This is a genomic window from Palleronia marisminoris (assembly GCF_900172315.1).
Taxonomy (GTDB): domain Bacteria; phylum Pseudomonadota; class Alphaproteobacteria; order Rhodobacterales; family Rhodobacteraceae; genus Palleronia; species Palleronia marisminoris.
On the sequence record NZ_FWFV01000008.1, the window covers coordinates 174,050 to 196,843 of the forward strand.

The 22,794-nt window shown below is 66.0% G+C and carries 21 protein-coding genes; 12 read left to right on the plus strand and 9 right to left on the minus strand.

All coding sequences use genetic code 11. The annotated features are described in order from the left end of the window. The first annotated feature begins 242 nt into the window (after positions 1-242). Entirely contained in the window at positions 243-2,840 is a 2,598-nt protein-coding gene (locus PAM7066_RS14130) for an Rne/Rng family ribonuclease (RefSeq protein WP_085854873.1), read from the plus strand. Between the two features lie 57 nt (positions 2,841-2,897). Here PAM7066_RS14130 and PAM7066_RS14135 read toward each other — a convergent pair whose 3' ends face one another. Continuing rightward, the gene (locus PAM7066_RS14135) at positions 2,898-3,125 is read right to left on the minus strand and encodes a sulfurtransferase TusA family protein (protein ID WP_085854874.1); all 228 of its coding nucleotides are present in this window, start codon (positions 3,123-3,125) and stop codon (positions 2,898-2,900) included. 113 nt (positions 3,126-3,238) lie between these two features. On the opposite strand from PAM7066_RS14135, the gene PAM7066_RS14140 reads away from it, so the two are divergent. The 3 genes from PAM7066_RS14140 to PAM7066_RS14150 are packed head-to-tail and all read left to right on the plus strand — an operon-like array spanning position 3,239 to position 6,607. Further along, the gene (locus PAM7066_RS14140; protein ID WP_085854875.1) at positions 3,239-3,982 is read left to right on the plus strand and encodes a cytochrome c biogenesis CcdA family protein; all 744 of its coding nucleotides are present in this window, start codon (positions 3,239-3,241) and stop codon (positions 3,980-3,982) included. 58 nt (positions 3,983-4,040) lie between these two features. Beyond that, complete coding sequence (locus PAM7066_RS14145) at positions 4,041-5,249, plus strand: hypothetical protein (RefSeq protein WP_085854876.1); 1,209 nt, start codon at positions 4,041-4,043, stop codon at positions 5,247-5,249. Continuing rightward, positions 5,246-6,607: a cytochrome P450 gene (locus PAM7066_RS14150; protein ID WP_085854877.1), complete on the plus strand. Its 1,362-nt coding sequence runs from the start codon at positions 5,246-5,248 to the stop codon at positions 6,605-6,607. The genes PAM7066_RS14145 and PAM7066_RS14150 overlap by 4 nt, the downstream gene beginning before the upstream one ends. A gap of 24 nt (positions 6,608-6,631) precedes the next feature. Here the strand turns inward: PAM7066_RS14150 and PAM7066_RS14155 are convergent, their stop codons facing one another. The 4 genes from PAM7066_RS14155 to PAM7066_RS14170 all read right to left on the minus strand — a co-directional run bounded on the left by PAM7066_RS14155 (position 6,632) and on the right by PAM7066_RS14170 (position 8,975). Beyond that, a complete protein-coding gene (locus PAM7066_RS14155; RefSeq protein WP_085854878.1) occupies positions 6,632-6,862 on the minus strand; it encodes a ribbon-helix-helix domain-containing protein in 231 nt (76 codons plus the stop codon). Next, entirely contained in the window at positions 6,859-7,035 is a 177-nt protein-coding gene (locus PAM7066_RS14160) for a DUF4169 family protein (protein ID WP_085854879.1), read from the minus strand. Before PAM7066_RS14160 ends, PAM7066_RS14155 begins: the two co-directional genes overlap by 4 nt. Beyond that, positions 7,032-8,423 (minus strand): class II fumarate hydratase, encoded by a 1,392-nt coding sequence (fumC, locus tag PAM7066_RS14165; protein ID WP_085854898.1) that lies wholly within the window; start codon positions 8,421-8,423, stop codon positions 7,032-7,034. Before fumC ends, PAM7066_RS14160 begins: the two co-directional genes overlap by 4 nt. A gap of 84 nt (positions 8,424-8,507) precedes the next feature. Then, positions 8,508-8,975, minus strand: coding sequence for an SspB family protein (locus tag PAM7066_RS14170; protein ID WP_085854880.1), 468 nt, complete (start codon positions 8,973-8,975; stop codon positions 8,508-8,510). 156 nt (positions 8,976-9,131) lie between these two features. Between PAM7066_RS14170 and guaB the strand changes: the two genes are divergently transcribed. From guaB to PAM7066_RS14200, 6 genes are all read left to right on the plus strand, one after another. Further along, positions 9,132-10,580 (plus strand): IMP dehydrogenase, encoded by a 1,449-nt coding sequence (gene guaB / locus PAM7066_RS14175; RefSeq protein WP_085854881.1) that lies wholly within the window; start codon positions 9,132-9,134, stop codon positions 10,578-10,580. Between the two features lie 35 nt (positions 10,581-10,615). Further along, on the plus strand, positions 10,616-11,788 hold the full coding sequence (locus PAM7066_RS14180) for an RsmB/NOP family class I SAM-dependent RNA methyltransferase (protein ID WP_085854882.1): 1,173 nt from the start codon (positions 10,616-10,618) through the stop codon (positions 11,786-11,788). Between the two features lie 61 nt (positions 11,789-11,849). Beyond that, complete coding sequence (locus PAM7066_RS14185) at positions 11,850-13,868, plus strand: hybrid sensor histidine kinase/response regulator (protein WP_245749692.1); 2,019 nt, start codon at positions 11,850-11,852, stop codon at positions 13,866-13,868. A 241-nt stretch (positions 13,869-14,109) separates the two neighbouring features. Further along, positions 14,110-15,180 carry a recombinase RecA gene (gene recA, locus PAM7066_RS14190; RefSeq protein ID WP_085854883.1) on the plus strand — a complete coding sequence of 357 codons (1,071 nt, stop codon included), beginning with the start codon at positions 14,110-14,112 and terminating at the stop codon, positions 15,178-15,180. A gap of 122 nt (positions 15,181-15,302) precedes the next feature. Then, on the plus strand, positions 15,303-17,963 hold the full coding sequence (alaS, locus tag PAM7066_RS14195) for an alanine--tRNA ligase (RefSeq protein ID WP_085854884.1): 2,661 nt from the start codon (positions 15,303-15,305) through the stop codon (positions 17,961-17,963). Continuing rightward, positions 17,963-18,253, plus strand: a complete 291-nt coding sequence (locus tag PAM7066_RS14200; protein WP_085854885.1) for a DUF1330 domain-containing protein — start codon at positions 17,963-17,965, stop codon at positions 18,251-18,253. The genes alaS and PAM7066_RS14200 overlap by 1 nt, the downstream gene beginning before the upstream one ends. Positions 18,254-18,269: 16 nt before the next feature. On the opposite strand, the gene speE is transcribed toward PAM7066_RS14200, so the two are convergent. Further along, on the minus strand, positions 18,270-19,121 hold the full coding sequence (speE, locus tag PAM7066_RS14205; protein WP_085854886.1) for a polyamine aminopropyltransferase: 852 nt from the start codon (positions 19,119-19,121) through the stop codon (positions 18,270-18,272). Positions 19,122-19,279: 158 nt separating this feature from the next. Then, entirely contained in the window at positions 19,280-19,765 is a 486-nt protein-coding gene (gene speD, locus PAM7066_RS14210; protein WP_085854887.1) for an adenosylmethionine decarboxylase, read from the minus strand. 397 nt (positions 19,766-20,162) lie between these two features. On the opposite strand from speD, the gene rplM reads away from it, so the two are divergent. Continuing rightward, positions 20,163-20,627 (plus strand): 50S ribosomal protein L13, encoded by a 465-nt coding sequence (gene rplM, locus PAM7066_RS14215; protein ID WP_085854888.1) that lies wholly within the window; start codon positions 20,163-20,165, stop codon positions 20,625-20,627. Then, complete coding sequence (gene rpsI, locus PAM7066_RS14220) at positions 20,627-21,115, plus strand: 30S ribosomal protein S9 (protein ID WP_085854889.1); 489 nt, start codon at positions 20,627-20,629, stop codon at positions 21,113-21,115. Before rplM ends, rpsI begins: the two co-directional genes overlap by 1 nt. Positions 21,116-21,255: 140 nt before the next feature. Here the strand turns inward: rpsI and PAM7066_RS14225 are convergent, their stop codons facing one another. Together PAM7066_RS14225 and PAM7066_RS19010 are read right to left on the minus strand one after the other, a co-directional pair. Beyond that, positions 21,256-22,425: a type III PLP-dependent enzyme gene (locus PAM7066_RS14225; RefSeq protein ID WP_085854900.1), complete on the minus strand. Its 1,170-nt coding sequence runs from the start codon at positions 22,423-22,425 to the stop codon at positions 21,256-21,258. Positions 22,426-22,606: 181 nt separating this feature from the next. Beyond that, the coding region (locus tag PAM7066_RS19010; RefSeq protein ID WP_217808389.1) for a hypothetical protein at positions 22,607-22,794 on the minus strand (188 nt) is incomplete at its 5' end.

The window sequence follows — 22,794 nt, forward strand, 5'->3', positions numbered from 1 at the left end:
CAGATCGCTGCCCTGACCGCTTGAAACGTGCGAGGGGCCCCCGTTCATTGGCGCGGCCTCGAGTCGCGCCGGAGTAGTATTGCGATGCGCCGCGCCACCCCGACATCCAGCCCGTACCGTCTGCCAGTGGCAGGGCGGGGGCTTTCGGACCGCGCAAGCATCGCCCCACCTCAAAACGCCGGCCGATCACGTGCGACGCCCCCCGGGGGGCGCCCGTCCGCCTGCGTACGGATATCGTTTACATGGCAAAGAAGATGCTCATCGATGCCACCCACGCGGAAGAGACCCGCGTCGTGGTGGTGGACGGCAACAAGGTCGAGGAATTCGACTTCGAATCCGAGAACAAGCGCCAGCTCGCCGGCAATATCTATCTAGCGAAGGTTACCCGCGTGGAGCCGTCGCTCCAGGCGGCCTTCGTGGATTACGGCGGCAACCGGCACGGCTTCCTCGCCTTCTCGGAAATCCACCCCGACTACTACCAGATCCCGGTCGCCGATCGTCAGGCCCTCATTGCCGAAGAGCAGGAAGAAGCTGACGCCGAAGCCGCGCGCGACGATCGTGACGACGCGCGCCGCGCGGGCGACGAGAGCACGCCCGAGGGCGACGACCTCGCCGAGGCCCGCACCGCCGCCATCGCCGAAGGCATCCCCGGCATGGACGTGGTCGACGTCGCCGATGCCGAGGGCGCAACCTCGCCCGAGGCCGATCCGCGCGACGAGGGCAACAGGCGCGATGCGTCGCGGCACGACGACTCGATCGAGTCGGTCGCCGACGACGACGTGCAGGACGAGGTGCGCCCCGCCCGCAAGCCGCGTGCCAAGCGCTACAAGATCCAGGAAGTCGTCAAGGTCCGCCAGATCCTTCTGGTCCAGGTCGTCAAGGAAGAGCGTGGCAACAAGGGCGCCGCGCTGACCACCTACCTGTCGCTGGCCGGCCGCTACTGCGTGCTGATGCCCAACACGGCCCGTGGCGGCGGGATCAGCCGCAAGATCACCAGCGCCGCCGACCGCAAGAAGCTGAAGGAGATCGCGTCCTCCTTCAACGTTCCGCGCGGCGCGGGCCTCATCATCCGCACCGCCGGGGCCCGGCGCACCAAGACCGAGATCAAGCGCGACTACGAATACCTGCAGCGCATGTGGGAGCAGATCCGCGAGCTGACGCTGCAATCCGTGGCACCCGCGCCGATCTACGAGGAAGGCAACCTCATCAAGCGGTCGATCCGCGATCTGTATAACCGCGAGATCGACGAGGTCTGGGTGGAGGGCGAGCTTGGCTATCGCACCGCCAAGGACTTCATGAAAATGATCATGCCGTCCCATGCGCGCAACGTGAAGCACTACGTCGATCAGCTGCCGCTGTTCGCGCGGCACCAGGTCGAAAGCTACCTGTCGGCCATGTACAACCCGACGGTGCAGCTTCCCTCGGGTGGCTACATCGTCATCGGCGTGACCGAGGCGCTGGTTGCGATCGACGTGAACTCGGGTCGGGCGACCAAGGAAGGCTCCATCGAGGAGACCGCCTACAAGACCAACATGGAGGCCGCCGAAGAGGTGGCCCGCCAGTTGCGCCTGCGTGACCTGGCCGGCCTGATCGTGATCGACTTCATCGACATGGAAGACCGCAAGCACAACGCGAATGTCGAGAAGCACTTCAAGGACAAGCTGAAGACAGACCGGGCCCGTATCCAGGTGGGCAAGATCAGCGGCTTCGGCCTGCTGGAGATGTCGCGCCAGCGACTGCGTCCGGGGATGATCGAGGCGACGACCCAGCCTTGCCCGCATTGCCACGGCACGGGCCTGTTGCGTTCGGACGAGAACGTCGCGCTGTCCATCCTGAGGCAGCTCGAGGAAGAAGGGACGCGCAAGAAGACCAAGGAGGTTTGTGTCACCGTCCCCGTGGTCATCTGCAACTACCTGATGAACCACAAGCGCGAGCATATCGCGATGATCGAGGCGCGCTACGGCATGGCCGTGCGGCTCGAGGCCGACCCGACCCTCATCAGCCCGGACTTCAAGGTCGAGAAGCTGAAGCACCAGACGATCCGCGTGGTCGAGCAAACCGCCGCGATCACGTCGGAATCAGCCTCGATGGACGATCCCGAAGACGAACCGATCGAGGTCGATGCCTCCGAAGCGCCGCCCGCGCCGGAAGCGGCCGATGAGCCTGAAGCGCCGGAGCCAGCGAAAGCGCCCGAGGCATCGGATGATGACCAGCCCAAGAAGAAGCGTCGGCGTCGTCGGCGTCGCCGGGGTGGCAAGGCCAATGGCGAGAACGGGAACGGCGAAAACGGCAATGGCGACGAAGACGAGTCGGACGATGACGATCAGGACGACAGCTCTTCCGACCAGGCCGCGGATGCGCCCGAGGACACGGACGAGAAGCCCAAGCGCCGCCGGACCCGCTCGCGGTCGCGCAAGAAGACCGATGCGGATGAAACGCCGAAGGTCGACAGCCCCGTAAGCGCGGCCGTCTCGGAAGAGATCGTCGAGGCCACCGCCGTCGCCCCGGCAAACCCGCAAGGCGGCGATGAAGCCGGCGCAGCACATGCGGACGAGCCGACGACGCAGCAGCCCGAACCCGCAGCGCCCGAGCCGGCTGAACCGGTGGCCGAGGCTCCGTTGCCGGCCGAAGCGGCGCCCGAGGCCGATCAGGAGCCGCAGGAGGCCGATCAGGAAGTGACCGACATCTCCTCTCCGGTGAACGAGGAGGTCGCCCAGTCGATCACCGAGGACACCCCCGTCGCGCCCCCCGCGCCCGAGCGGGAGCCCGAGATGGCCGATGGAGACGGTGAGGACGACGGGAAGCCCAAGCGCCGCGGCTGGTGGTCGCTGCGCAAGTAAAGCCAAGGGGCTGCGACATCGTTCGCGGCCCTTTTTCTTTCGGACGCGGCCCGTCCGTCAGTTCTTGCGGATCAGGTAGGTTTGCGCGGCGCCCTCGTCCGACTGGGCCACCAAGGTATGGCCGGCTTCCGCGCAGAAATGCGGGATATCCACCACGGCGGCCGGATCGTCGGCCAGCACACGCAGCACGGCTCCGGAGGGCATCGCTTGAAGTCGCTTGCGCGCCTTCAGCACGGGCAAGGGGCACAAGAGGCCGAGCGCGTCGAGTTCGTCATCATGTTCCATGCCGCCTCTATCCCATCTGCGCGCGGGGTTGTCCCGACCCTTTTGCCGCGCCGCCACGGCGATGTGAGGTTTGCCCCCGTGACGCCCGCGCGCGGGCAGGCTAGAGCTTGGCCATGATCGGCTTCGACATCATCGACGCGGCCCTGGTGCCAGCCATGCTCATCGCTCTGTTCGCGGGGCTTCTGTCGTTCCTGTCACCCTGCGTTCTGCCGATCGTGCCGCCATATCTCGCCTATATGGGCGGGATCACTCTCAATGATCCATCCGCGCGGACGGGCCGGGCCGTGCTGCCGGCGCTGTTCTTCGTGATGGGTCTGTCGACCGTCTTCCTGCTGCTCGGGTTCACCGCATCGGCCTTCGGGGCGTTCTTCCTCGAGTACCAGACGCTGTTCGCCCGGATCTCGGGACTCGTGGTCATCGTGTTCGGCCTGCATTTTCTGGGCGTATTCCGCATATCTGTGCTGGACCGCGAGGCGCGGCTGGACGCGGGCGACAGGGGGGGATCAGCGCTCGGCGCCTACGTCCTGGGCTTGGCGTTCGCCTTCGGCTGGACGCCCTGCATCGGCCCGCAGCTCGGCGCGATCCTGTCGATGGCGGCCTCCGAGGCAAACGTAGCGCGAGGCACGACGTTGCTGGCGATGTATGCCGCGGGACTTGGCATCCCGTTCCTGCTGGCCGCGATGTTCCTGCAGCGCGCGACGGGCCTGATGAACCGGCTCAAGCGGCATATGGGGTTGATCGAAAAGATCATGGGCGCGCTATTGATCCTGGTGGGGCTGGCGCTCGTCACCGGCGCGTTCTCGGCGGTGTCCTATTGGCTGCTCGAGACGTTCCCGGCGCTCGCGCGCCTTGGCTGAGGCATAATCTCGCCGGATTGTTCATGTAGGCAGAACGGGTCCGATCTTGCGAGGTGGCATGGCACAAGCGCAGGTGCGCCGGCGGCGCGTCTTCTACATACCGGGCTATGACCCCATGCCCCCGCGCCGCTACCGCGAGCTCTATCGCCGCGAAGGCGCGGCGCAGGCGGCGTTGCGCGGGTACGAGATCGCGCTGAGCAACGGGACGCCGTCCGGCTGGAGCGTCGAGACGCGGATCGAGGGAGAGGTCGTCGAAACGGCGTGCGAGGTGCTCGTCTGGTCCGACATCGTGCGCGACAGCATGGAAGCCGGGGTCGGTGCAACCTACTGGCAGATGTGCCGCACGGCCTGGATCTATCTTTCGACCGGCGCCTTCTCGCGGCTGATGGGTTTGCGCAAGGGGCCGGTGATCGCCGCGCTCTACCCGATGGCGATGCTTCTGGCGCAACTGGCAGCCGCGCTTGCAGCCGCGGGTGCGCTGGTGGGGATCGCGGGGGTTTTCGTGCCGACCGTCATGGCTTCGGCCGTCGGGGGCTTGGGCCTCGTCGCCGTGCTGCGGTGGTTTCGCAAGATGGACGGCCGGTTCTTCGCCTATTACCTGATGCACAACTACGCTTTCTCGGCCCGTTTCAAGGGGGCCAATCCACCCGCGCTCGAGGCGAGGATTGCCGAGTTCGCGCGTATCCTCTCGGACGCTCTGGCTGATGATGTCGACGAGGTGCTGGTCGTCGGTCATTCCTCGGGCGCGCATGTCGCGATCTCGGTGCTGGCTGAAGTGGTCCGGGCGGGGAAGGTGCCGGCGAATGGCCCCCGACTGTCATTCCTGTCGCTGGGGCAGGTGGTGCCGATGGTGTCGTTCCTGCCGGACGCGCACCGGCTGCGCGCGGATCTGCGCCTGCTCGGCTCGACACGTGCGCTCGCTTGGGTCGACGTTTCCGCACCCGGGGATGGGTGCACCTTCGCGCTATGCGACCCGGTTGCAGTGGCGGGGGTGGCCGACAGTCCACGGACGGGCCCGCTGATCCTGTCGGCCGCATTCACCCATACGTTGCGGCCCGAGACCTGGTCGAAACTCCGGCGGCACCATTTTCGCCTGCATTTCCAATATCTCTGTGCCTTCGACAACCTGCCGGCGCGACGCGACGCCTATGACTACTTCGCGGTCACGGCTGGTCCGCTCACCCTGGCCGGGCGCTTCGGCACCCGCGCACCATCGCGGTCGCGGATCGAGCGGCCGGCCTCGCGTTACATCTCGACCGCCGCATGACGCCGCCGAAGCCGCGGGCGCGGGCGGAGAAGGTCTCGCTCTGGCGCTACCTGCGCCTGTTCCGCGCCGATATCCTGTCAGCCCAACCCGAGCGGCTCTACCGCGCGTGGATGGCCGAGTTCCGCACGCCCTTCTTCCGGTCCTTCATGATCAACGATCCCGCGCTGGTGGCGCGCGTGCTGCGCGAACGGCCGATGGATTTTCCAAAGTCAGGCCGGGTGGGAGAGGGGCTTCGGCCCCTTCTCGGGCGGTCGGTCTTCCTGACGAACGGCGAGGTCTGGCGCCGTCAGCGACGCCTGATCGATCCCGCATTCGGGGGGGGCCGCCTGCGCGACACCTTCCCGGCGATGCTCGGCGCCGCGCGGGCCATGGTCGAGCGGCTGCCCGAGGGCCGGGTCGAGATCGAGTCCGAGGCGAGCCACGTCGCCGCCGACGTGATCTTCCGGACGCTTTTCTCGATCCCGATCGAACATGCGACGGCACGGGCTGTTTTCGACGAGTTCCGCGCCTACCAGCGCACGCAGCCGATCCTGAACCTCGGAGCGTTCATACCGTTGCCGCAGTGGATGCCGCGCTTTCACCGGCCCGCGGCGCGGCGGGCCGCTCGGCGCATCCGCGCTCTGATCGGGGGGCTCGTGGCCGAGCGGCAGCGCGAGATTTCCGAAGGGACCGCGCCGGACGATCTGGCCACGAAGATCCTCACGGCGGTCGATCCCGAGACGGGGGATCGGTTCGACCGAGACGAGATGGTGGATCAGGTGGCGATCTTCTTCCTCGCGGGACACGAGACCTCGGCCTCGGCTCTTGGGTGGACTCTCTATCTTCTGGCGACGCATCCCGACTGGCAGCGCCGTATGGCCGAAGAGGCGCGCGCGTTCATGGCCGCGCCGGAGTTCGCCGGGCTCTCGCGGCTCCGGATCACGCGGGACGTGTTCCGCGAAGCGCTGCGCCTCTACCCGCCCGTGCCGATGATGGTGCGCGAGACGATGCAGGACGAGGCCCTGCGCGATCGCGCCGCGCGGAAGGGGGATCTGGTGGTGCTGAGCCCGTGGCACCTGCATCGGCAAAATCGGCTTTGGGACGATCCCGACGCCTTCGACCCGGCCCGTTGGAGCACCGAGAACGGGCGGCGTTGCGCGCGCGAGGCGTTCATCCCGTTTTCGGCCGGTCCGCGGGTTTGCACGGGCGCGGGGTTCGCCATGACTGAAGGGGTGGTGCTGCTCGCGGCGATTCTTGCCCGCTTTCGGGTGGAGCCGGTGGAGGGCCGGGTGCCCGTGCTGGTCGCCCATCTGACGGTCAGGGCGCGGGACGGGATCTGGCTGACGCTGGAGAAGCGGGATGACCCGGAAACGTTCTGAGTCGGGTCAGTCCTTCGTCGCAAGCTAGGGCTGCTCCGACCGTTCGCGCACTCGGTCCAGGACGAAGACCCTGATCGCCGAGGCGAGGCCAATCTCGGTCCCGCGCCCCTCGTCGATTTCGGCGGCCAGGTCGTTTACCGCGCGGTCCTGGTCACGGGCGATGCGGCGGAACTCGTGCCAGAAGGCATCCTCGAGCGAGACCGACGTCCGATGGCCGCGCAATGTCAGGGAGTGCTTCTGGGGACGGCCGCTCATTCCTCGCGCTTGTGCCCTTCGAGCTTGGCCGCCTCGCGCTCGGCGCGGGCGGTTTCGGCCTCTCGTTCGGCCTTGGTTCGACCGAACTTGACGGCGTTCGTGTCCGCCTCGCGCCGTTTCTCGGCCCGGGCGCGATCCTTGCGCGCCCGGTTGAGGTTGACGGGATCGCTCACTTGGGTCCGATCATCTTTTCGGGACGGACGGCCTCGTCGAACTCGGCTTCGGTGACGAAACCGAGGTTCACGGCCTCTTCCTTCAACGTCGTGCCGTTCTTGTGGGCGGTCTTGGCCACCGTCGTCGCGTTGTCGTAGCCGATGGTCGGGGCCAGCGCGGTCACCAGCATCAGCGACTCGCGCATCAGCTTCTCGATCCGCGCCTCGTTGGCCTCGATGCCCGCGATGCAATTGTCGGTGAAGGCCACGGCTGCGTCGCCCAGAAGCTGCATGGATTGCAGGACGTTGTAGGCGATCATCGGCTTGAAGACGTTCAACTCGAACTGGCCCTGCGACCCGGCGAAGCCAACGGCGGCGTCGTTGCCCATCACGTGGGCGCAGACCTGCGTCATCGCCTCGACCTGCGTGGGGTTCACCTTGCCCGGCATGATGGACGAGCCGGGCTCGTTCTCGGGCAGCATCAACTCGCCCAAGCCGCAGCGGGGGCCGGAGCCCAGAAGGCGGACGTCGTTGGCGATCTTGTAGCAGGACACCGCGACGACCTTCAGCGCGCCCGACATCTCGACCATCGCGTCGTGAGCGGCCAGCGCCTCGAACTTGTTCGGGGCGGTCACGAAGGGCAGGCCGGTGATCTCGGCCATGTTCGCCGCGACCTGCTCGCCCCAGCCGGCGGAGGTGTTCAGCCCGGTGCCGACGGCCGTGCCGCCCTGGGCAAGCTCGTTGATGCGGGGCAGGGCGCCCTTCACCCGCTCGATCCCCATGCGGACCTGATGCGCGTAACCGCCGAATTCTTGCCCCAGCGTCAGGGGCGTGGCGTCCATCGTGTGCGTGCGGCCGATCTTGATGATGTCGGCGAAGGCCTCGGACTTGGCTTCGAGCGCCGAGGCGAGCTTGTCGAGCCCCGGCAGCAGCACGTCGCGCACGGTCATCGCGGTGGCAATGTGCATGGCCGTGGGGAACGTGTCGTTCGACGACTGCCCCATGTTGCAATGATCGTTCGGATGCACCGGGTCCTTCGAGCCGATCGTGCCGCCCAGCATCTCGATCGCGCGGTTCGCGATGACCTCGTTGGCGTTCATGTTCGACTGGGTGCCGGACCCGGTCTGCCACACAACCAGCGGGAAGTTGTCGTCGAGCTTGCCGTCGATCACTTCGCCCGCGGCTTCGACAATGGCGTCGGCGATGCGGGCGTCGAGCTTGCCGTTCGCCTTGTTCGCCTGGGCGCAGGCCTTCTTGATGACGCCAAGCGCGCGGACGATGGCAATGGGCTGCTTCTCCCAGCCGATGGGGAAGTTCTGGATCGAGCGCTGCGTCTGCGCGCCCCAGTACTTGTCGGCGGGAACTTCGAGCGGGCCGAAGCTGTCGGTCTCGGTGCGGGTGTCGGTCATCATCTGCCTCTTCGCGTCCTTGTCGCAGCGGCTTGAACCATGCGGGTGCGCCTCAGGCAATGACGTGAACGCTCGCGGCCCCGGTTATTTGCGGAACTTGTCCAGGCTGACGATCTCGGCTTCCTTGGGGGTATCGCTCGGACCGGGCTCGTCGTCGTCGATCTCGACCATGTCGGCGTCCGGCTCGTCGGCGTCTTCCGGCGTCTCGAAGCGCAGGCCGAACTCGACCGAAGGATCCACGAAGGTGCGGATTGACTCGTACGGGATGTAGAGGGGCTCGGGGCTGTCGCCGAAATTGAGCGTGATCGAAAAGCCCTCCTCCCCGACTTCGAGCCCATCGTACCAGTGCTGCATGACCACGGTCATCTCGCCGGGATAGCGATCGCTGAGCCAGTCTGCGATCTCGACATCAGGGTGCAGCGTGTCGAAGGTGATGAAGAAATGGTGCTCGCCGGGCAGGCCATGCTCCTCGACGTCCAGCAGGACCTTCCGGATCAGGCCGCGCATGGCGTCATGCATCAGGTTTCCGTATTCGATGGTGCGATACGACATGTGGATCCTGCCTTTTGCTGTACCCTGAACAATACCTCGTCTGTCGGGGATGGAAAGCCCTGCCAGGCGGCGAGGCGGCGCGTCAATCCGGGGTTTTCATCCGCCTGAAGCCGTGAAATAGGGACGTGCCAACCGAAGCCTCCCAAGGAGACCCCCATGGAGATTCGCGAGGCCCTCACTTTCGATGACGTCCTCCTGCAGCCCGCCGCGTCGAGCGTGCTGCCGTCGACCGCCGATACGCGCACCCGCGCGACCCGCGAGATCTCCCTCAACATCCCGATCCTGAGTTCGGCGATGGATACCGTGACCGAGGCGCGCATGGCCATCGCCATCGCTCAGTCCGGCGGGATTGGCGTGATCCACCGCAACCTAACGGTGCAGGAACAATCCGACGAGGTCCGCCGCGTAAAACGGTTCGAAAGCGGGGTCGTCTACAAGCCGATCACCCTGCGGGCCGATCAGACGCTGGCTGATGCGAAGACGTTGCAAGAGCGGTTCCGCGTCACGGGCTTCCCGGTGGTCGACGCCGAGAATCGCGTGGTCGGCATCGTCACGAACCGCGACATGCGCTTCGCTACGGACGATGCGACGCCCGTGTCGGCGATGATGACGAAGGACAACCTCGCCATCCTGCAAGAACCGGCCGAGCTCGAAGAGGCGAAGAAGCTGATGAAGGCGCGCCGGATCGAGAAGCTTCTCGTGACGGACAGGCAGGGAAAGCTGACCGGCCTTCTGACGCTGAAGGACACCGAGCAGGCCATCCTGAACCCCGCAGCCTGCAAGGATCGGCTGGGCCGCCTTCGGGTCGCCGCCGCCACCACGGTGGGCGATGCGGGTTTCGAGCGGAGCGAGGCGCTGGCCGATGCGGGATGCGACATCATCGTGATCGACACCGCTCATGGCCATTCCGAGGGCGTGGCCGAGGCGGTGCGCCGGGCCAAGCGCATCTCGAACGAGGTGCAGATCATTGCCGGCAACGTTGCCACGGCCGAGGGCGCACGCGCCCTGATCGATGCGGGGGCGGACGCGGTGAAGGTGGGGATCGGGCCGGGCTCGATCTGCACGACGCGGATGGTTGCCGGTGTCGGCGTGCCGCAGCTGACGGCGATCATGGACGCCGCCTCCGCGGCCGGGGACGTTCCGGTCATAGCCGATGGCGGGATCAAGTTCTCGGGCGACTTCGCAAAGGCGATTGCGGCAGGGGCGTCCTGCGCCATGGTCGGTTCGATGCTCGCCGGCACGGACGAGAGCCCGGGCGAGGTGATCCTGTACCAGGGGCGGTCGTTCAAGGCGTATCGCGGGATGGGCTCGCTTGGCGCGATGGCGCGCGGCTCGGCCGACCGGTATTTCCAGAAGGACGCGGCCAGCGACAAGCTGGTGCCCGAGGGGATCGAGGGGCAGGTGCCCTACAAGGGCGCCGCGAGCGCAGTCGTGCACCAGCTTGTGGGCGGGCTGCGGGCCGCTATGGGCTACACCGGCTGCGCGACGATCGAGGAGATGCGGCGGAACTGCAGCTTCGTCCGGATCACCGGGGCGGGGCTGAAGGAGAGCCATGTGCACGACGTGCAAATCGTACGCGAATCTCCGAATTACCGTTTGGGATGATTGGCTTGCGGGATGAAGCGAAGGCGTCGCCTTAAGTGACTCCGGCAGCCAGGGTTCAGACGGCGATCGAGTGCCTCGATCGCGTGGTGGCCGGGGAGGCGGCCGAACGTGTCCTGACGGCTTGGGCACGGGGTGCCCGACATGCAGGCTCGAAGGACCGGGCCGCCATCCGCGACCTCGTCTTCGGTGTATTGCGGCGCTGGTGGTCTTCGGCAGCGCTCGGCGGTGGGGAGGACGGGCGGTCGCGGATGATCGGCTATCTTCGGGCCACGGGGATCGCGCCCCACACCCTGTTCACCGGAGCCGGATATGGGCCGGCGCCACTCGGTGCCGACGAGGGTGCGGAGCGCCCGGCGCCGGACCGGCTGGCCGACCTCGATTGCCCTGCGTGGCTCGCGCCGCGGCTGGAGGCTTCGCTCGGGCCGTCGTTCGAGCCGGTGATGCGCACTCTGCAGGACCGCGCGCCGGTCTTCCTGAGGGTCAATTCCGCGCGGGCCGATGTCGAGACGGCGCGCACGGTTCTCGTCCAAGACGGGATCGCGACGCGCCCAAGTCCGCTGTCGCCATCCGCGCTCGAGGTCATCGAGAACGCTCGCCGGGTTCAGACGTCTGCTGCCTATCGCGACGGGCTCGTCGAGTTGCAGGACGCGGCAAGCCAGGCGGTGGTGGACATGCTCCCGCTCGACGGGGTGACGCGGATATTGGACTACTGCGCCGGGGGCGGCGGCAAGGCGCTCGCCCTTGCGGCGCGGACGGGCGCCAAGATCCATGCCCACGATGCCGACCCACGTCGCCTGGTCGACCTGCCGCCTCGCGCCGTTCGTGCTGGCGCCGAGATAACGGTCGTGCCGCCGGCCGGGCTTCGGGACGACGCGCGATACGACCTGGTGCTGGTCGATGCGCCGTGTTCCGGCAGTGGGGCATGGCGCCGTAGTCCCGAAGGAAAGATCCGCTTTACCAGGGACCGGATTGCCGAATTGACGGCGCTGCAGGGCCGGATACTGGAACAGGCCCTGCGCCATGTCGCGCCCGGCGGCGTCTTGGCATATGTCACGTGCTCGATGCTGGACGACGAGAACAGCCAGCGGGTCGAGGCACTTGCGCAACATGCGCCTGTCGAACGTCTTGTCGACCGGCAATTCACGCCGCTGGATGGCGGAGACGGCTTTTACTGTGCGCTTCTGCGCCACGAACCGGGCGGGCGTTAACCAGTCGTTAACGGTTTCGTCCGATCCTGATTGGTGAAGTTATCAAGGGGGCGCCGGGTACGTGTCCGATATCAGGCTGCCGCTCGCGGACGAAGCCGCTCGCCTCGGGTATCGGGCGGCGTGGTTGCTTGTCCTGGCATTCGCGATGGCCCTGTCTGCCTGGGTGGTGCCGGCAACGAACTACGCCGTGCCATTGGCCGCCGCCGCCGCCACGCTCGCCGCCGTGGCCCTGTGCGTGCTGGTGATCGGCGGGCCCGCTTCGATGCGTCGCCGACGCCGGGCCGAGGTGTTGCGGGATCTGTTCGGCAACGACCGGCGGCCAGCTTACGTGACTGATTCCGCCGGCCGTCTCGTGTGGTCGAACGACGCGGGCGACCTGGACCGCTTGCTTGCCTCGGACCTTGCGGATCCATCGGAAGTCGTTGCCGATCTGCGCGCACGCGCCCTGGCCGAAGGCAGTGCCGAGCGCCGCCTGGCACGCACTCCGCCGCGCCGGCTGACGGTTCAGCAAGTTGTCGGAGGCGATCTACTTTGGCGGCTGGACGACGCGCCCGCCGCCGAGACCGAAGCGTCTCCCGTCGATTTCGAAGCGCTCCCCCTCCCGCTGATCGAGATCGACCGAGATGGAATGATCGTGTCGGCGAACCTGCGCGCGCGCGGCGTGCTGAAGATCGGCGAGGGCGAGCGCGTCGGGCTCCACGAGATCGTGGACGGCCTCGGCCGTTCCGTGCCGAAATGGGTGTTCGATGCCTTCGCCGGGCTCGGTCTCGCACGACCGGAGGTCGTTCGGGCATCGCGCCGGACCGAGGACATGTTCATTCAGATCGTTCTCGACCGAGCGCCCGGATCCGGCAGCAACCGGCTGATGGCGGTCATGCATGACGCGACTCATCTGAAGACCCTCGAGGCGCAGATGGTGCAGTCGCAGAAGATGCAGGCCATCGGGCAGCTGGCGGGCGGCGTCGCACATGATTTCAACAACCTGCTGACCGCGATTCGCGGCCATTGCGACCTTCTTCTCTTGCGCCGCGACGCGAGTGACCCGGATTTTGCCGATCTCGAGCAGATCAACCAGAACGCCAACCGTGCGGCCAGCCTCGTCGGGCAGCTGCTGGCCTTCTCTCGGAAGCAGAACCTGAAGCTCGAAAGCGTGGCGCTGCGCGATCTGCTCTCTGACCTGACGCATCTGCTTGACCGTTTGGTCGGCGCGCGCGTGACGCTCGCGCTGAACCATGCGCCTGATCTGCCGTTGGTCCGCGCCGATCGAAGGCAACTCGAGCAAGTCATCATGAATCTCGTGGTGAATGCCCGCGATGCGATGCCGAACGGCGGGCGAATCGATATCTCGACACGGTCCGTACATCTTGAAAGGCCTTTGACCCGCGATCGCGCAACCGTCCCGATCGGGGATTATGTCGAGGTCAGCGTCGTGGATGAGGGAACCGGAATCCCGCCCGACGTCCGAAAGAAGATTTTCGAGCCGTTCTTCACGACCAAGAAGACGGGCGAGGGGACCGGCCTCGGCCTGTCCACCGCATATGGCATCGTAAAGCAGATCGGCGGCTACATCTTCGTGGACAGCCGGGAGGGCCAAGGCACGACGTTCACGCTGCTTTTCCCCGCCGACGCGGTTCCCTTGCTGCCCGTACCGGAGGCGCCGCGCCCCGAGCAAGCGGCGAAGGATGCCGATGGAGCGGTCATCCTGCTGGTCGAGGACGAAGCGCCCGTACGCGCATTCGCCACGCGCGCACTACGCTTGCGCGGATACGAGGTGATCGAGGCAGAGGATGGCGAGAGCGCTCTCGAGATCGTATCCGACGACTCCGTCTCCATCGACCTCTTCGTCAGCGACGTCATCATGCCGGGAATGGATGGCCCTACATGGGTTCGGCACGCGCGGGAAAGACGCCCTGACGTCCCTGTGGTCTTCATGTCCGGCTACGCCGAGGAGAGCTTCTCCGGCACGCAGGCATTGATTGCGCGCTCAGCCTTCATCCAGAAGCCGTTCTCGCTGTCGGATTTGACGACGATCGTAGCCCGGCAGTTTGAGATGGAAAATGAACCTTCCGCTGACGGGTAATCTGCGCGACCCGGCGGGCGGTGTCGAAGTGACCGAAGGCCCCTCGGAAAACCCGCCCGCACAAATATTCCATCAACGATGCCAAACTCCGTGCCCTGGTTAACGCGAATGCAACCAAGCTGGCGCAGACTGGAGGAAGGACTTGAAACGTTCTCGCTTTGGTCGCATGTTGCGCGGAACAGGCAGGGAACAAAGCGGACGTTGCCGCCCCCTGGCGGACATGCGACAAGGAGCTCGAACAATGGGCACGGCGAATATTCTCGACATGGCTGACAAGAAGAACGCAGACAAGCAGAAGGCGCTCGACTCGGCGCTCGCGCAGATCGAGCGGCAGTTCGGCAAGGGCTCGATCATGAAGCTCGGGGGCGAAAACCCGATCCCCGACATCGAGTCGACCTCCACTGGCTCACTCGGCCTCGACATCGCGCTGGGGATCGGCGGTATTCCGAAGGGGCGGATCGTCGAGATCTATGGTCCCGAGAGTTCGGGCAAGACCACGTTGACGCTGCATTGCGTTGCGGAAGAACAGAAGAAAGGCGGCGTCTGCGCCTTCGTCGATGCCGAACACGCGCTCGACCCGAATTACGCCAAGAAGCTCGGCGTCAACATCGAAGAACTGCTGATCTCTCAGCCCGACACGGGCGAGCAGGCGCTCGAGATCACGGACACCCTTGTCCGGTCGGGTGCGGTCAGCATGGTCGTGGTCGACTCGGTCGCGGCGCTCACCCCCAAGTCCGAACTCGAAGGCGACATGGGCGACAGTTCGGTCGGCGTTCATGCCCGGTTGATGTCGCAAGCGATGCGCAAGCTTACCGGATCGATCCACCGCTCGGGCTGCACGGTCATCTTCATCAACCAGATTCGCATGAAGATCGGAGTGATGTTCGGCTCGCCCGAAACCACCACGGGCGGCAACGCGCTGAAGTTCTATTCGTCGGTGCGCCTCGACATTCGCCGCATCGGGTCGATCAAGGACCGCGACGAGGTCGTCGGCAACCAGACCCGTGTGAAGGTCGTGAAGAACAAGGTCAGCCCGCCGTTCAAGCAGGTCGAGTTCGACATCATGTATGGCGAGGGGATCTCGAAGACCGGCGAACTTCTGGACCTCGGCGTGAAGGCCGGTGTGGTGGACAAGTCCGGCGCCTGGTTCAGCTATGGCGACGAACGGATCGGGCAGGGGCGTGAGAACGCCAAGAACTTCCTGAAGGAGAACACCTCCATCGCGCTCGCGATCGAGGACAAGATACGGGCGAGTCACGGCCTCGAATTCGATGGCATGACCGAGGATGACGACGCTCTGACCGACGACTGACGGTGCGTGATTTCGGGGGATCGTCTATCGCGATCTCCCGAGATCATGCAGAACGATCTCGTTCCTTGTCCCCACGCGGCTGGCCGGGTACATCGCCCCGGACACATTCCGAAAGCCGCGCCATGCCAAGTCTGAACGAAATCCGCTCTACCTTCCTGCGCTACTTCGAGGGACACGGCCACGCGATCGTGCCATCCTCGCCCCTGATCCCGCGCAACGACCCTACGCTGATGTTCACTGCAGCGGGGATGGTTCAGTTCAAGAACCTGTTCACCGGTGTCGAAACCCGGGACTATTCCCGTGCGACCACCGCGCAGAAATGTGTTCGCGCAGGGGGCAAGCACAACGATCTCGACAATGTCGGCTACACGGCGCGGCACCACACGTTCTTCGAGATGTTGGGGAATTTCTCGTTCGGCGACTACTTCAAGGAAGAGGCGATCACGCTCGCCTGGGGTCTGCTCACCAAGGAATTCGGCATCGATCCTGACCGCCTGCTGGTGACGGTCTTCCACACCGACGAAGAGGCCGTCGAGATTTGGAAAAAGGTCGCCGACTTACCCGACGACCGCATCATCCGAATTGCCACCGATGACAATTTCTGGTCCGCGGGTCCCACCGGCCCCTGTGGCCCCTGCACCGAGATCTTCTACGACCACGGCCCCGAAATCTGGGGCGGACCCCCGGGCAGCCCGGAAGAGGATGGCGACCGATTCATCGAGATCTGGAACCTCGTGTTCATGCAATACGAGCAGTTCTCGGATGGCACGCGCCGCGACCTCGATGCGCAATCGATCGACACCGGTATGGGGCTGGAGCGGATCGGCGCACTGCTGCAAGGCAAGCACGACAATTACGACACCGACCTCTTCCGCGCCCTGATCGAAGCCTCGGCCCAGGTGACCGGGACGGATCCTGACGGCGACGGCAATGTGCATCACCGGGTGATCGCGGATCACCTGCGCTCGACCTCGTTCCTGATCGCGGACGGCGTGCTGCCCGGCAACGAAGGGCGCGGCTACGTCCTGCGCCGGATCATGCGGCGCGCCATGCGCCATGCGCATCTGCTGGGCGCCGCGGACCCGGTGATGCATCGGCTGGTCCCCGCTCTCGTGCAGGAGATGGGCCAAGCCTATCCGGAACTCGGACAGGCGCAGAGCGTGATCGAGGATACGCTTCTGAACGAGGAGACACGCTTCCGCCGTACCCTCGAACGTGGCTTGAAGCTGCTCGACGAAGAGGTCGCGAAACTTTCCGAGGGGCAGGATCTGCCGGGCGAGACCGCGTTCAAGCTGTATGATACGTTCGGCTTCCCCCTCGACCTGACGCAGGACGCCCTTCGCGAGAAGGGCCGGGGCGTGAACACAGAGACGTTCGACAGCGCCATGGCCGAGCAGAAGGCCAAGGCGCGCGCGTCATGGGTCGGCTCCGGCGAGCAGGCCGACGCCGCGATCTGGTTCGACGTCGCCGATGCGCACGGCCTGACCGAGTTTCTGGGCTACGACGACCTGTCGGCCGAGGGAGAGGTGCTGGCCGTCGTGGTCAGCACCGATCGCGTGGCCGAGGCGGAGACCGGGGCAGAGGTTCAGGTCGTCGCGAACCAGACGCCGTTCTATGCCGAGGCGGGTGGCCAGGTCGGCGACACGGGCTGGATCGAGACGCAGGACGCGGAGGTCGAGGTCACCGACACGAAGAAGGTGGCCGGCGTCTTCATTCACTTCGGGACTGTAAGACGTGGCACCCTGCGGGAGGGCGCTCCGGCGAAGCTGACCGTGGACGCCGATCGACGCCAGAAGATCCGGGCAAACCACTCGGCCACGCACCTTCTGAACGAAGCTCTGCGCGAGGTTCTGGGGACGCATGTGGCGCAGCGCGGCTCGCTGAACGATGCCGAGCGGCTGCGTTTCGACTTCTCGCACCAGAAGGCGCTGACCGCGGACGAGGTCGCGACGGTTCAGGACCGCATCAATCACTTCATTCGCCAGAATGCCGGGATTTCAACCCGGATCATGGGCCCCGACACGGCGCGCGAACTCGGGGCGCAGGCGCTCTTTGGCGAAAAGTATGGCGACGAAGTGCGGGTGGTGTCGATGGGCGTCGAGCCGACCGGCAAGGGACCGGACCAGAACACGTGGTCGATCGAACTCTGCGGCGGCACCCATGTGTCGCGCACGGGCGAGATCGGGCTCTGCGTCATCACCGGGGACAGCGCATCCTCGTCCGGGGTGCGTCGGGTCGAGGCGCTCACGGGCGCCGCGGCGCTCGATCACCTGGCACGGCAGGGCCGGCACCTGGCCGAGGCGGCAGCGGTGCTGAAGGCGGCACCCTCCGACCTGACCGAGCGGGTCCGGCAGCTGGCGACCGAACGCAGGCGGCTTGAGGACGAGGTTGCGCAGCTTCGCCGCGACCTCGCCATGGGGGGCGGCAGCGCAGGCGGCGCAGAGCCGCGCGATGTCAACGGCGTCCCGTTCCTGGCGCAGGTGGTCGAAGGCGTGCCGGGCAAGGATCTGCCTGCTCTGATCGACGCTAGGAAGGGGCAGCTGGGTTCGGGTGCCGTGTTGCTGATCGCGGATGCCGGGGACAAGGTAGCCGTCGCGGCGGGCGTGACCGACGATCTGACCGGGCGGCTCTCGGCCGTGGAACTGGTAAAGGCAGCTGTCACCGCGCTTGGCGGCAAAGGTGGCGGCGGTCGGCCCGACATGGCGCAGGGCGGGGCCAAATCGGTGGAAAATGCCGAGGCGGCGATCGCCGCAGCCGAAGACGTGTTGAAGGAGACGAACTGATGCCCGCACTCTGGATCGCCCATGTCCGCGTCACGGACGAGGATGCCTACGGCCGTTACGCCGAACTTGCCGGACCGGCCATCAAGGCCCATGGCGGAACGTTCATCGCGCGCGGTGGCCGCTACGTCACGCTCGAAGGGCCGGAGCGGCCGCGCAACGTCGTCGCGCGCTTCCCCAGCCTCGAGGAGGCGGAGGCATGCTACCGGTCGGAGGCGTACCAGGAGGCACTGTCCCACGCGCATGGCGCGGCCGAGCGGGAATTGGTGATCGTCGAGATCGACGAGGGCTAGGCGGCCGCGCGGCCTGTCAGGGCAGAAGCCGTTTGACGTAGCCCGGCAGCGCGAACGCGGCCTTGTGGATCTCGGGAGTGTAGTAGTCGAAGCTCTGCCCGGTCGCGTTCACCCGGTCGGCCAGGGTCGCGACATCCACGTCCCGCGCCGCGCTGTCGGTGCCCCAGCCGAACGCCATGAAGCCGCCCTGGTAGGTCGGCACGGGCGCGAGGTAGGCATGGGCGTCCCGGAACAGGCTGCCGAAGGCGCGCAGCGTGCCGGTCAGCTCTGAACCCTGCATGAACGGAACACCGTTTTGCGTAACCAGGATGCCGCCGGGGGTCAGGGCGCGCTTGGCGTGGCCGTAAAAGTGGTCGGTGAACAGGACCTCTCCCGGCCCTACGGGATCGGTGGAATCCACGATGATCACGTCGTAGCCGCCGTCCGTTTCCCGCATGAAGTCCGCGCCATCGGCGATCTGCAGGTCGAGCCGCGGGTCGTCGAACGCCCCGTTCGAGATCGAGGGCAGGTACTCCTTGCAGAACTCGACGACGCCGGCGTCGATCTCGACCATCGTGACCTGCTCCACCGGATGGCGCAGGGCCTCGCGCGCCATGCCGCCGTCGCCGCCGCCGATGACGAGGACGCGCTTGGCCGCCCCATGTGCGAAGAGCGGCACGTGGGTCAGCATCTCGTGATAGATGAAATTGTCTCGCTCGGTGACCTGCACCACGCCGTCCAGCGTCATCACCCGGCCGAACTGCGCGCTCTCGAAGACGATGATCCGCTGATGCTCGGTCTTGCTGTCGTAGAGCACGCGGTCCATCCGGTGGGCTTGCGCAAAGCCGTCATGCAGGGTCTCGACGCTCCAGCCGGTGAGGTTGGTCATGTGGAGTCTCCTGTCATGTGGAAGGTCTCGGCCCGATGGCCGCCGCGACGGCGCCCGGGGAAGCGCACGTGACGCGGCCGCGTGTCTTGCGGCTCTTTTGATTGAGCTGGGGAAGGGAGGTCGCAGCGGATCGGGGGCATCGGTGCGATGCCCCCTTTTCAGGCCGCGATGGTCTCGGACACGACGCCGTCGCCGCGCAGCAATTCCTTGACGCGCACGTCCGCGGTGCCGAAGGCGCGCTTCAGGACGTCGACGGCCAGCCAGGGCCGGGCGTCGCCGCACATGAAGACGTCGAACGCGCCATAGCCGATCTCGGGCCACGTATGGACCGAGATGTGGGACTCGGCCAGAACGGCCACGCCCGACACGCCCTGCGGCGAGAACTTGTGGGTGTGGATGTGCAGCAGCGTCGCTCCGCACGTCTCCACGCAGTCGCGGAACGCCTGCTGGATTCGCATCTCGTCGTCGAGCCCGTGGCCGTTCACCACCTCGATGATGAGGTGGCGACCTGCGAACACGCGTCCGTCGTCGTCCCGGATAAAGTGGTCGTCGCGCGTGTCGTCGAACACGTCGCGGGCGAGGTCTTCCGCTTGGGCGCCTGTCTCCAGACCGATCCCCAGTTGGAAGAGGTCGGCTCCGTCCATGGAGGTCCCCCTTACAGCCAGCAGATTGATGTGGTGGGTCCTTAGCGCCCCCCCAGGTCGCGTTTCAGCGTTGCCCGAAGTTGGGATCGTCCCCGTCGTGAAGGGGGACCTAAGACGCCGGGTTCTCTCGCGCAAGAGAAATCTGGTCAAATTTCCTCTTTCGGAGACGATTGCCGAAACGCGCACCCGGAAATAAGGACGCACAACTAGGCTTCGAGCGCAGCCAGAAACTCCTCTCGCGTGGGGTAATATGATACCATAATTACAACCCATTGATTGTGCGCCATTAAAACGCAGAGGTCGCCGTTGACTGTGGCGAGGGTATAGGTAAAAACCGCCCATCCGAATGTCACCGGGTGTGCGCTCCTTGCTTGCCCGCGAACGAACAGGACCGATCATGAAGACCTACACCGCGAAACCGGCGGATATCGAGAAGAAGTGGATCCTGGTCGACGCCGAAGGCGTCATCCTGGGCCGCCTCGCCTCGATCATCGCCATGCGCTTGCGCGGCAAGCACAAGCCGACGTTCACGCCGTCCATGGACATGGGCGACAACGTCATCGTCATCAACGCCGACAAGGTGCAGTTGACGGGCCGCAAGCGCGAGAAGCCGCATTACTGGCACACCGGCCACCCGGGCGGCATCAAGTCCATCACGCAGGGCCAGATCCTCGACGGCGCTCACCCTGAGCGCGTCGTGACCAAGGCCGTCAAGCGGATGCTGCCCAGCGGCCCGCTGTCGCGCCAGGTGATGACCAATCTGCGCGTCTATGCAGGCTCCGAGCATCCGCACGAGGCCCAGCAGCCTGAAGTTCTGGATGTGAAGTCCATGAACAAGAAGAACACCCGGGAGGCCTACTGATGGCTGAGCAAGTCAATTCCCTGGAACAGCTGAACCAGGCCGTCACCGGCACGTCGGCCGAGGTCGAGTCCGACATTCCGCGCGAGCCCGTCCGTGACGAGCTTGGCCGGTCCTACGCCACCGGCAAGCGCAAGGACGCGGTCGCCCGCGTCTGGATCAAGCCCGGCACCGGCAAGGTCGTCGTGAACGGCAAGGACGTGAACGACTACTTCGCGCGTCCGGTGCTGCAGATGATTCTGAAGCAGCCGTTCCAGATCGCCAATGTCGAAGGCCAGTTCGACGTGATGTGCACCGTCAAGGGCGGGGGCCTTTCGGGCCAGGCCGGGGCTGTGAAGCACGGCGTTTCCAAGGCCCTGCAGCTTTACGATCCGTCGCTGCGCGGTGCCCTCAAGGCAGCCGGTTTCCTGACCCGCGACAGCCGCGTGGTCGAGCGGAAGAAGTACGGCAAGGCGAAAGCCCGCAAGAGCTTCCAGTTCTCGAAGCGCTGATCTTCGACTCGCAGAACGACGAAAGGCCGAGGTTTTCCTCGGCCTTTTTTGTGCGCGGACGGCTGTGACGGTTTAGATCGACTTCGCTGTTTGGGGAGATCGCCGACAGCAAAGAGGGGGCAGAGCCCCCTCGATACGTCCTAGATTGCTACGACTTCGAGCGGCGGGAAGCCGTTGAACCCTACGCTCGAATAGGTCGAGGTATAGGCGCCGCAGTTGCGGATCAGCACGCGGTCGCCCGAGCGCAGACCCAGCGGAAGCTGGACCGGGCGCTTCTCGTAAAGCACATCGACGCTGTCGCAGGACGGGCCGGCGAGGATGCAGGGTCCGGTCTCTTCGCCATCGCGCCAGGTCTGGATCTGGTAGCGGATGGCCTCTCCCTCGGTCTCGGCGAGGCCCGAGAAACGGCCGATGTCGAGGTAGACCCAGCGGTGCAGGTCGGTCTCGGACTTGCGCGAGACCAGCACGACCTCGGCCGCGATCATCCCGGCGTCCGCCACCATGCCGCGGCCCGGTTCGGCCATGACATGCGGGACATTGCCGAAAAGGTCGCGCACGCGAGACATCACGTCGGCGGAATAGGCGGTCGGGCCGTCGACGGCCTCGCCGTAGAAGGCGGGAAAACCGCCGCCGATGTTCAGCAGCGTCAGGTCGTGTCCGGCCGCGCGCGCGGCGTGCCAGATCCGGGCCACCTGAGCCAGAGTGTCCGACCACATCTTCGCGAAGCGGGTCTGCGAGCCCACGTGGAACGACAGCCCCTCGGGGTGCAGGCCCAGCGAGGTGGCGTAGTCCAGCAGGGTCTCGACACGCTCGGGCGAGCAGCCGAACTTGCGGGTCAGCGGCCAGTCGGCGCCCGACGGCTCGACGATCACGCGGATATAGACGCGGGCGCCGGGGGCGTTCTCGGCAATCTTCTCGAGCTCTTCCTCGGCATCGGCCGCGAAGCGAATGATGCCGGCCCGGTGGGCGAAGGCGATGTCGCGGGGCTTCTTGATCGTGTTGCCGAAGCTGATGGTCTCGGGGCGGGCGCCCTGGCTCAGGCAGAGCTCGATCTCGCCGCGCGAGGCGGCGTCGAAACCCGAGCCCTCGGCGATCAGCGTCGAGATGATGGCGGGGTGCGGGTTGGCCTTCACGGCGTAGTGGATGTGGGCTTCACCCAGGCCGGCCTTCAGCGCGCGGTAGTTTTGCGCAACGATGCCGGTATCGATCACCAGCGTGGGGCGATCGAAGTCGCGCCCGGCCACATAGGCCTCGAGCGAAGGGACGGAAAAGAAGCCGACGGCGTCGGTTGCGGAAGCACTCATGGTCATCTCCAATAAGAGCTGGGCCTGTTGCCCTGTTTTACGGGAGACGTTACCGTCGCTACATGAAGCGGATCGGGTCCGGCGACCAGAGGCGCGTGCGTTGGCGTCTGAGGCGCATATGACCGGGACCGCTTCACATTTCAAGATAATTTCTGAGGGAGCGCGAATTTAGTTTCCGGCTCCGGCGTCACCGCACGCGGCGCCCCGACTGGTCCACGCTCAGCCAGTCCGGCCAGCCCCAGATCAGGTCGACGAGGTAAAGCGATACACAGGCCACGATGACGGTCAGCACCAGCTTGACGTGATCCTCGGACGGCGGGTTCTGCGCCCATCGTTTCGCTCGCAGGAGCCAGCGGACGTTCATCCCGCGTCGGC

What these genes read in the sequence shown, in the direction of transcription:
- PAM7066_RS14225 (WP_085854900.1), bottom strand. Translation starts at nt 22,425, where the DNA reads ATGACCATGAGTGCTTCCGCAACCGACGCCGTCGGCTTCTTTTCCGTC.
- speD (WP_085854887.1), bottom strand. Translation starts at nt 19,765, where the DNA reads ATGGACGGAGCCGACCTCTTCCAACTGGGGATCGGTCTGGAGACAGGC.
- PAM7066_RS14170 (WP_085854880.1), bottom strand. Translation starts at nt 8,975, where the DNA reads ATGTCGTATCGCACCATCGAATACGGAAACCTGATGCATGACGCCATG.
- PAM7066_RS14200 (WP_085854885.1), top strand. Translation starts at nt 17,963, where the DNA reads ATGCCCGCACTCTGGATCGCCCATGTCCGCGTCACGGACGAGGATGCC.
- PAM7066_RS14140 (WP_085854875.1), top strand. Translation starts at nt 3,239, where the DNA reads ATGATCGGCTTCGACATCATCGACGCGGCCCTGGTGCCAGCCATGCTC.
- speE (WP_085854886.1), bottom strand. Translation starts at nt 19,121, where the DNA reads ATGACCAACCTCACCGGCTGGAGCGTCGAGACCCTGCATGACGGCTTT.
- alaS (WP_085854884.1), top strand. Translation starts at nt 15,303, where the DNA reads ATGCCAAGTCTGAACGAAATCCGCTCTACCTTCCTGCGCTACTTCGAG.
- PAM7066_RS14145 (WP_085854876.1), top strand. Translation starts at nt 4,041, where the DNA reads ATGGCACAAGCGCAGGTGCGCCGGCGGCGCGTCTTCTACATACCGGGC.
- PAM7066_RS14130 (WP_085854873.1), top strand. Translation starts at nt 243, where the DNA reads ATGGCAAAGAAGATGCTCATCGATGCCACCCACGCGGAAGAGACCCGC.
- PAM7066_RS14155 (WP_085854878.1), bottom strand. Translation starts at nt 6,862, where the DNA reads ATGAGCGGCCGTCCCCAGAAGCACTCCCTGACATTGCGCGGCCATCGG.
- guaB (WP_085854881.1), top strand. Translation starts at nt 9,132, where the DNA reads ATGGAGATTCGCGAGGCCCTCACTTTCGATGACGTCCTCCTGCAGCCC.
- recA (WP_085854883.1), top strand. Translation starts at nt 14,110, where the DNA reads ATGGGCACGGCGAATATTCTCGACATGGCTGACAAGAAGAACGCAGAC.
- PAM7066_RS14150 (WP_085854877.1), top strand. Translation starts at nt 5,246, where the DNA reads ATGACGCCGCCGAAGCCGCGGGCGCGGGCGGAGAAGGTCTCGCTCTGG.
- fumC (WP_085854898.1), bottom strand. Translation starts at nt 8,423, where the DNA reads ATGACCGACACCCGCACCGAGACCGACAGCTTCGGCCCGCTCGAAGTT.
- rpsI (WP_085854889.1), top strand. Translation starts at nt 20,627, where the DNA reads ATGGCTGAGCAAGTCAATTCCCTGGAACAGCTGAACCAGGCCGTCACC.
- PAM7066_RS14135 (WP_085854874.1), bottom strand. Translation starts at nt 3,125, where the DNA reads ATGGAACATGATGACGAACTCGACGCGCTCGGCCTCTTGTGCCCCTTG.
- rplM (WP_085854888.1), top strand. Translation starts at nt 20,163, where the DNA reads ATGAAGACCTACACCGCGAAACCGGCGGATATCGAGAAGAAGTGGATC.